This is a genomic window from Kaarinaea lacus (assembly GCF_975902315.1).
The window spans coordinates 1-8493 of record NZ_CDLKIE010000260.1; the positions used below are offsets into that span (position 1 = coordinate 1).

The 8493-nt window shown below is 47.0% G+C and carries 6 protein-coding genes; all 6 read left to right on the forward strand.

The window, feature by feature from the left end; translation table 11 throughout:
* Positions 1–748 precede the first annotated feature (748 nt).
* Positions 749–1168: a response regulator gene (locus ACWVCM_RS08030; RefSeq protein WP_455201213.1), complete on the forward strand. Its 420-nt coding sequence runs from the start codon at positions 749–751 to the stop codon at positions 1166–1168.
* Between the two features lie 95 nt (positions 1169–1263).
* A complete protein-coding gene (locus ACWVCM_RS08035; RefSeq protein ID WP_455201214.1) occupies positions 1264–1629 on the forward strand; it encodes a response regulator in 366 nt (121 codons plus the stop codon).
* 29 nt (positions 1630–1658) lie between these two features.
* On the forward strand, positions 1659–2204 hold the full coding sequence (locus tag ACWVCM_RS08040; RefSeq protein ID WP_455201215.1) for a chemotaxis protein CheW: 546 nt from the start codon (positions 1659–1661) through the stop codon (positions 2202–2204).
* A 166-nt stretch (positions 2205–2370) separates the two neighbouring features.
* Positions 2371–4392: a methyl-accepting chemotaxis protein gene (locus ACWVCM_RS08045; protein ID WP_455201216.1), complete on the forward strand. Its 2022-nt coding sequence runs from the start codon at positions 2371–2373 to the stop codon at positions 4390–4392.
* 76 nt (positions 4393–4468) lie between these two features.
* Positions 4469–5395, forward strand: a complete 927-nt coding sequence (locus tag ACWVCM_RS08050) for a CheR family methyltransferase (RefSeq protein ID WP_455201217.1) — start codon at positions 4469–4471, stop codon at positions 5393–5395.
* A 14-nt stretch (positions 5396–5409) separates the two neighbouring features.
* Positions 5410–8493 (forward strand): Hpt domain-containing protein (locus ACWVCM_RS08055; protein ID WP_455201218.1); only part of this gene is annotated, 3084 nt, incomplete at its 3' end.

Below are 8493 nucleotides of genomic sequence, written 5' to 3' on the forward strand. Positions count from 1 at the left end.
GCGCTTGAGTCCTGGCTAACTCTCACGTATAAGATAGAAACTGAAATGGATGCTCGATTTGTGGTGTGACTTGCGTTTATTCTTCAGTCCGACTAGAAATATACCTCTGAGCTGCTGTTCAATGCTCGCTCTACTAAAAGAGTCAGGCGTTCCGGGCAATATCAGTAGTATTAACACCTCTCCAGATAAATAAATCACAATTGAAAATATAAGTGAGAGGCGCTCATTAAATTTGAACGTCGTTGTAGGGCGCGGTGACCAAGATAGCTAACTTAATGTATAAACGCGTGGAAATTAGTTAATAATGGTCGACATTAAACCAGACCTGGCTGTTTTTACAGCAAATCCATAGGGTCTGTACACATATCAGTTGCGCAGGATTATAAATGTTGCTAGAAACTAGCTGGTACGTAAAAGAGTTCCGAACTAGTGTGCATAAGTAGTCAATAAATATCGTGTTTCCTGGGAGAGACTGGACTAAAGTTATAAAGTACAACCGCCGATAAATGGATTGGATCAAGGCTTTGATTTTCTTGATGCAATGACGGTATATGCTAGTTTATGGTCACTCGTTACAACGAATGGCGTTGGGCTAGTGGCAATGCGCATACCACCATCAGCTATCATACCGCGCGCTCATCTGAGTACTTAGTAGCTAAGTAAAAGGAAAATACAAAGCAACACAGAGCGGAATTCTATACAAAAGATTTCCATAAATTAGTATTACAAACAAGGGCTTATTAATTATATGAGAGGTGGCGCGGTGGCAGAAGAAGCGACTGAAACATCATTAGCAGGCATTAAGGTCATGGTCATTGATGACAGTAAGACCATTCGTCGCACTGCAGAAACTTTGCTTAAAAAAGCAGGCTGCGACGTAGTGACTGCCACTGATGGATTCGAAGCATTGGCGAAAATTACCGATCAAAATCCAGACGTAATTTTCATTGATATCATGATGCCACGACTGGACGGATATCAAACCTGTGCTTTGATAAAAAATAATCATATTTACAAAAATACACCGGTCATATTACTCACCAGTAAGGACGGTCTATTTGACAGAGCCCGTGGCCGAATTGTGGGGTCTGATCAATATCTGACTAAACCCTTTACGAAAGATGAGCTCTTAGGCGCAATCACTTCGCATGTGAACGTTGCGCACTAGTTAGGCAAAAAGAGTTACTGGATATTTAATATTCTTGCCAGATTGAGAACGAAACACCCAAAGTAGCAAACATTTAACCAAGGGAGAGCCTGGTAATGGCAAATATACTGATCGTTGACGATTCACCCACCGAAATCCATGTCCTGAAAACCATGCTGGAGAAAAATGGTTTTGCGGTCACGTCAGCTAGCAGTGGCGAAGAAGGTATCGAAAAGGCAAAATCTGAAAAACCGGACTTAATTTTAATGGATGTGGTAATGCCAGGCATGAACGGCTTTCAGGCGTCACGAGAAATTACGACAAATCCCGACACCAGCAGCATACCTGTTATTATAGTTAGCACCAAAGATCAGGAAACGGACAAACTGTGGGGACTTCGCCAGGGTGCCAAAGACTACATCACCAAACCGGCGAAAGAAAAAGATTTAATTGGTAAAATCAATACCTTACTTGGAAACTAAACCGGTACAAGGACAAGGTTAAAGGAATAATGGCCAAAAGCGCGCAAAAACATCCTATCCAGCTTTTAAAGGAGATAGAACTTCAATGCATAAACACGGCAAAGGGTTTGCCGCAGCGCGCTGACGTAAAAGAATCATGGACCGGCATTGGATTCCGCATCGGCGATATTAACCTGGTTTCTCCGCTTAAACAGGTTAATGAAATCTTGCACTTTCCACGACTCACGACAGTTCCCGGTACTCAACGTTGGGTAAAAGGAGTCGCTAATATACGTGGAACCTTACTTCCTATTATTGATTTGCAGGGTTTTTTACACGACAAGCCGCTTACACATACGAGTAAAACCCGTGTTCTCGTGGTCAAGCGAGACGAATTGTCAGTAGGGCTGGTCGTCAGTGAGGTATTAGGATTAAAACACTTTCAGGATCATGAAAAAGTAACATCAGTATCCAGATTTGATGAAGCGTTACGTAATTATGTACACGGCGCTTTCAGGCAAGGTGAAGAAGAGATTCTTGTATTTAGTATGTATGCACTCGCAGATAATCCGCACTTTTTCCAGGTGGCTGTGTAGTCGCAAACGCAACAAGATACGATTGTTAACAGATTTCAGAGTTAGTCCACGCGATGCTGGACTAACTCTGTTTTGTAGGTTTTATACCGACGATATTATTCGGCAGATAAAAAACACATGCTGAATGTTAAGTTTAATGTTTAATTGATTGGGCAGGAGCCAAGTTATGATTACCGCACCAACCAGCAAAATCGCTGCAGATAAAAGTCTATTTGTTATAGGCTCTCTGTTGACCATTAGTATATTGGCCGCCTTCTTCATCTTTAACGTTGTTGCGACCAACACCCAGCATGATAAAGAGTACATCAATCTGTCGGGCGAGCAACGGGTACTTTCACAAAGTATCGTTAAAGACGCGGTAGAGGCGTCATCCGCTAACGTTGAGGCATTTAAACAACTCAAGCTAACTCGCAATATGTTTGAGCAAAACCTCAACTTTTTGCGCGACGGTAATCCTGATACTGGCTTGCCACCGGCACCAGAAAGCGTCACGGAACAACTCGATGCTGTAAGTAAACTCTGGAATGAGTTTGGAACCAATGCAGACACCATCCTGCAGGCGGAAGGCACCATTCGAATGCTGTCTGAATTCGTTGGCGCAGTAAACGAAACCATGCCTACGCTACTGGCGGTATCTGATGAGGTCGTTAGTATCATGATCGAATCCGGTGCTAACGCCAGCCAGGTTTATGTAGCCAGTCGTCAGCTCATGTTGATTCCTCGTATATCGGTAAACGCCAACAAGGTTCTGCAAGGTGGTCAAGGTGCGGCCTCTGCCGCGGACAGGTTCGGTCGTGACGCGGCGTTATTCGGCCGGGTACTGGATGCGATGATCAAGGGTAACAAGAAAATGAACATTCGCCGTGTACGAGATCCCGATGCACGTGACAAGCTGGCGGAAGTAGCTGAATTATTTGAAACAGTTCATGACCTGGTAGGTCGAATTCTGGACCAGACACCAACCCTGTTTGAAGCGCAAAACGCATCAAACAACATGGTGTTAAAGAGTAAGGAATTACTTAATGTAACCACCAACCTGATGGATTCATTTACTGGTCTGGAAAATGAACGACCCATTAATGCATTCATGGGTTATATCTTTGGTTTTGTGGCCCTGGTTCTACTCGTTGTTCTTGGTTTTAAACTGATGGGTGAAACCCGCCGCCGTCTGTCTGAAACAGCAGAAACCAATCGTCGTAACCAGGATGCGATCATGCGATTACTGGATGAGATTGGTGACCTGGCGTCTGGTGACTTAACAGCGCAAGCGACGGTAACCGAGGACATAACCGGCGCAATCGCGGACGCGATTAACTACGCCATTGATGCACTGCGCCGACTGGTATCGACCATTAACGAAACCACGGTACAGGTATCTTCCGCGGCCCAGGAAACGCAGGCCACAGCGATGCATCTCGCCGAAGCATCCGATCACCAGGCAGAACAGATTACAGCCGCATCGGCCGCGATTAATGAAATGGCGATTTCTATTGAGCACGTTTCCAACAATGCGACCGAGTCTTCAACGGTTGCGAACAAATCTGTGGATATTGCGAAGAAAGGTTCCAAGGCGGTGCAAGACACTATCTTTGGTATGGATTCCATTCGTGAGCAAATCCAGGAAACATCGAAACGAATCAAGCGTCTGGGTGAGAGTTCACAGCTCATCGGTGACATGGTTGAACTGATCAACGACATTGCCGACCAGACCAACATTCTGGCGTTGAATGCTGCGATTCAGGCAGCGATGGCCGGTGAATCCGGTCGTGGTTTCGCGGTGGTTGCGGATGAGGTACAGCGACTCGCGGAAAAATCCACCGACGCAACCAAACAAATCGAAGCCCTGGTAAAAACTATCCAGTCCGATACCAACGAAGCGGTAGCCTCTATGGAACAATCCACCGCGGGTGTTGTAACGGGTGCGCAACTGGCGTTACGTGCAGGTGAGTCTCTGGAAGAAATCGAAAACGTATCAACGCACCTTGCGGACCTGACTCAGAGTATCTCGGACAGTGCGCAACAACAGGCTACGGCAGCTTCCAGTATTTCGGAAAGTATGAACGTGATTCAGGAGGTAACCACTCAAACATCTGCGGGTACCAACGAAACCTCGGCCTCTATCGGTAACCTGGCCGAGCTATCGAATGAACTGAGAAAATCCGTATCTGGATTTAAGTTACCGGAATAATTGTATTGGTTAAACGGCGTAGCTGGTATGCAGTAACGTATGCTGCCAGATTACCAAACCATACTGGACGCAGATTATGAGTAGTGCGGTATCCATTTTGGAAAACGAGGTAACGACATCGAAGGTGAATGAACCGCCAAACAAGCGGCCGGGTTCCAGGCTTAATGCGTTCCCCGAAATGGATGATCAGCAATTTCAGCAGTGGGTGGAATTGCTTGAACAAAGAACGGGCATGCGTTTGCCCGACAATCGTCGTTCATTTTTGGTAACCAACCTTGGCATACGCATGCGCGAGCTTGGTTATAGCAGTTACCAGGACTATTACGATCTATTGCATTCCGGCTCCGGTGGTCATGTTGAATGGGACAAACTGGTCCATTACCTGACGGTACATGAAACACGGTTTTTGCGTCATGCAGATACACTGGCGTTGATTTGTGAAAAATATCTGCCGCGTTCAACCTGGGAAATTAAGGAACAGCCCGTCACTGTTCATATCTGGAGCGTAGGTTGCTCAACCGGCGAAGAGCCTTACAGCATGGCAATGGCTGTTGATGATCACCTCCGGAAACTGGGCTGCGAGTTTTACCTGGGCGTCATTGCCAGCGATATAAGCCGCGGCGCAATCGCCATTGGACGCGCCGGGATATATAACAAAAAACAGCTGCAAAGAATCGAACCAGAGTGGCTAAAAAAATATTTTGAAAAACTGCCGGATGGTCGTTATCAGGTCGTTCCCGAACTTAGACAGCGGGTTTGTTTTAACCAGTTAAACGTTGTCGATATGGAACGAGCACCGATGGGTGCAATGGACATCATCGTCTGTCAAAACCTGTTAATTTACTATGATCGCGCAAGACGAGAACAAATTGTCAATAATTTTGTAGAGCACTTAACGCCTGGGGGGATATTAGTGTTAGGCGTAGGGGAGTTGGTCAATTGGTCACACCCAAAACTGGAGCGGTTGAATTACGCCAACACCCTGGCATTCAGGCATAAGTAATTAAAGGTGCATTGATGAGTATTGCGCAACAAGAATTAGATTACACCACATTGAAGTGGGTCAAGGATGAAATTCAGGAAAGTCTGAACCAGACGCGTCAGGCCCTGGAAGCGTATGTAGAAAACCCCAACGACTCAACACAAATCCGTTTTTGTGCGACCTATCTGCATCAAATCTATGGCACCTTGCAGATGGTGGAAATCTATGGCGGCGCACTGCTCGCCGAAGAAATGGAACTGCTCGCCAATGCCATTTCCCAGGGCAAGGTCTCCCGCAAGGAAGATGCCTATGATGTCCTGATGCGTGCCGTTTTGCAGTTACCTGCATACCTGGAGCACCTGGAAAATGGACAGCAGGACATGCCTGTCATCCTGTTGCCGTTATTGAATGACTTGCGCACCGCACGCGGTGAGCCGCTGTTAAGTGAAAATGCATTCTTTGCACCGAACTTGAGTGTTACACCACCGGAAGATACCAAAAAACCCAAAAAAGAACCGGTTGATATTCAGCAATACGCGAAAAAATTGCGTCCTGTCTATCAGGCAGCCCTGGTACGTTGGTACCGCGATATCAATACGCCAGAAGCGCTGAAAAAACTCGCTATAGTGATCCGTGAATTACTGAACAACTCCACTACAGAAAATGCCACACGCTTGTGGTGGGTAGCCAGCGGTATCGTGGAAGGTTTGCTGGACAGCGGCCTAGAAGCAAGCAACTCTGTTAAACAATTGATGGGGCACCAGGTCGACCGACAAATCAAACGTATCATTGATGCGGGTGAAACGGCATTTAATGAAAACCCACCCGTTGATTTGCTCAAAAATTTACTTTATTACGTTGCGACGTCCACCTCACAAGGTAGTCGGACCGGCCAGATCAAAATGGCGTTTAACCTGGAGCAGTTATTGCCAGGCAGCGTCGATGTCAACGAAGCTTTCGCACAATTGCGTGGCTCCAATACTGACTTGATGCAGAGTGTATCTTCGGTCATTAAAGAAGACCTGTTACATGTTAAAGACCAGCTGGATATTTTTGTTCGCACCAAAGACAAACCGGTCAGTGACCTGGAACCCCTCACCGAGCATTTAAACCGTATTTCCGATACATTGGCCATGCTGGGGCTGGGCGATTTACATAAAATTATTCAGGACCAGAACAAAAGTGTTGCTGAAATTGCCCAGGCAGGCCAACAACCCAGTGAAATCAGCTTAATGGAAGTGGCCAGTGCCTTGCTCTATGTTGAGTCTTCGCTGGAAGGCGTACAATCCACAGCAAGCAGTAGTGCAACAGGAAGCGAAGAGAAAACCGATACCCTGTTACCACCCAGTGAACAGCGACAGCTTAACAACCTGGTTATCGGAGAAGCTACCAAGCTGGTGTCCGAGGTCAAAGAAGCATTTAACGCTTACGCTGTGGATACCGCAAACCGGGCAGCCATTCAGTCAACACCGGAAAAACTCGACCAGATTCGTGGTGTTTTAGCCATATTAAATCTGAAGCGCGCCGCCAATTTGCTGAACACCTCTATCGATTACATTCGCCACCAGTTATTGCGTGAAGATATCGAGCCAAACCAGAAAGCACTCGACCTGTTAGCCGATGTCATTACCAGTATTGAATACTTTCTGGAGGCCGTTGCCGAGGAACGTGGTCATCCGGAAAACATTTTGAGTGTGGCCGAAACCAGCGCACAGGAACTGGGCTATTCGCCGGAAGCCATTAGTGAACTGGAAACTTCTCGTGAAGAACTTGCGGATGAACCAACAGAAATTATTGAAGCTGCAGGTACAGAAGCGGAAATTGCTGAGAGCATCGAGCCTGAACCAGTCACGGAACCTGTTGAAGAGACTGACATACTGGATGCCGCAAACCTTAGCGAACCACTTTCACTGGAAACAGAGCCCGCTTCCGACGTCACACCTGCTGTGGAAGAACCGTTTGAAACTCCAGCACCGGAGCCCGCTGCAGCAGCCCCTGCAACGCTACCGGCAGTAGCATCGACATCCACCCTGCCTGAAGACGATATTGACGAAGAAATTCTTGAAATCTTCCTGGAAGAGGCTGATGAAGTCGTCGGTACCATGAAGGAAAATCTGCGTGCCTGGAAACAAAACCATGACGATTCGGAAGCACTCACTGTGCTACGCCGTTCTTATCACACCATTAAAGGTAGTGGCCGTCTGGCAGGCGCAAAAGTCGTGGGTGAATTTGCCTGGGCGATTGAAAATATGCTCAACCGCATCATTGAAGGCCGTCTGGAATTACGACCAGAAATCTTCGACCTGATGGAAAAGGCCGAAGCTACCCTGGAATCAAGCATTCAGCACCTTAAAGGTGATCTGGACACACAGCCAAATGTACAACCCATTGTCGATTTAGCGGAAGCATTTGCCAATGGCAGCTATGCCGGAGAAGCAGAACCAAAACCGGATCTTATCGATGAACTCCTCGGTGACATTGGCACACCTGCCGAAACGCCGGATTCAGCAACAGCAGAATTAGAGAATGAAATATCAGCGCCAGTGACCGAGGATGAAACGCCGACTCAGGAAATCGCTCTGGAGAATATCCCACAGCCACCAGTCTCTGAAGCAACTATCTCGCAAAATCTAACGCTGATCGAGATATTTCAGAAAGAAACAGCCATGCACATTGCAGCTGTTGAAAATTATCTTAGTAATTATTCAGACAGTGATGTACAGCATGTTAGCGAGCCACTTATGCGGGCGCTACATACCCTGCACGGCAGCGCCAATATGGCGTCCGTTGAAAATATCGCAGACTTAAGCGAACACCTGGATCGCTATTTTGCGACCATGTATGACAGCAAACAGGCAGTGCCATCTGATGCGATTGATGTATTGAGTCAGGGCATTGACCTGATTAAAGGCATGCTACAGGGCATCGAGGACCCGGCTTATGTGTCACCGGATACATCAGAACTGGTCACACGCATTCATGAACTGCACCAGGAAGCCAGGGAAATTGAGCTTCCGCATGAAGCAGCGATGTTATCCATCGTTGGCGATAGCCAGCAGCTGCCTCAGTCCGATGGCCTGGAAGACACAATGGAGATCATTGCCAAACGCTCTCCAGAC

Bases quoted from the DNA above. Each gene is read 5' to 3' on its own strand.
- ACWVCM_RS08050 (WP_455201217.1), top strand. From the start codon at position 4,469: ATGAGTAGTGCGGTATCCATTTTGGAAAACGAGGTAACGACATCGAAG.
- ACWVCM_RS08040 (WP_455201215.1), top strand. From the start codon at position 1,659: ATGGCCAAAAGCGCGCAAAAACATCCTATCCAGCTTTTAAAGGAGATA.
- ACWVCM_RS08030 (WP_455201213.1), top strand. From the start codon at position 749: ATGAGAGGTGGCGCGGTGGCAGAAGAAGCGACTGAAACATCATTAGCA.
- ACWVCM_RS08035 (WP_455201214.1), top strand. From the start codon at position 1,264: ATGGCAAATATACTGATCGTTGACGATTCACCCACCGAAATCCATGTC.
- ACWVCM_RS08045 (WP_455201216.1), top strand. From the start codon at position 2,371: ATGATTACCGCACCAACCAGCAAAATCGCTGCAGATAAAAGTCTATTT.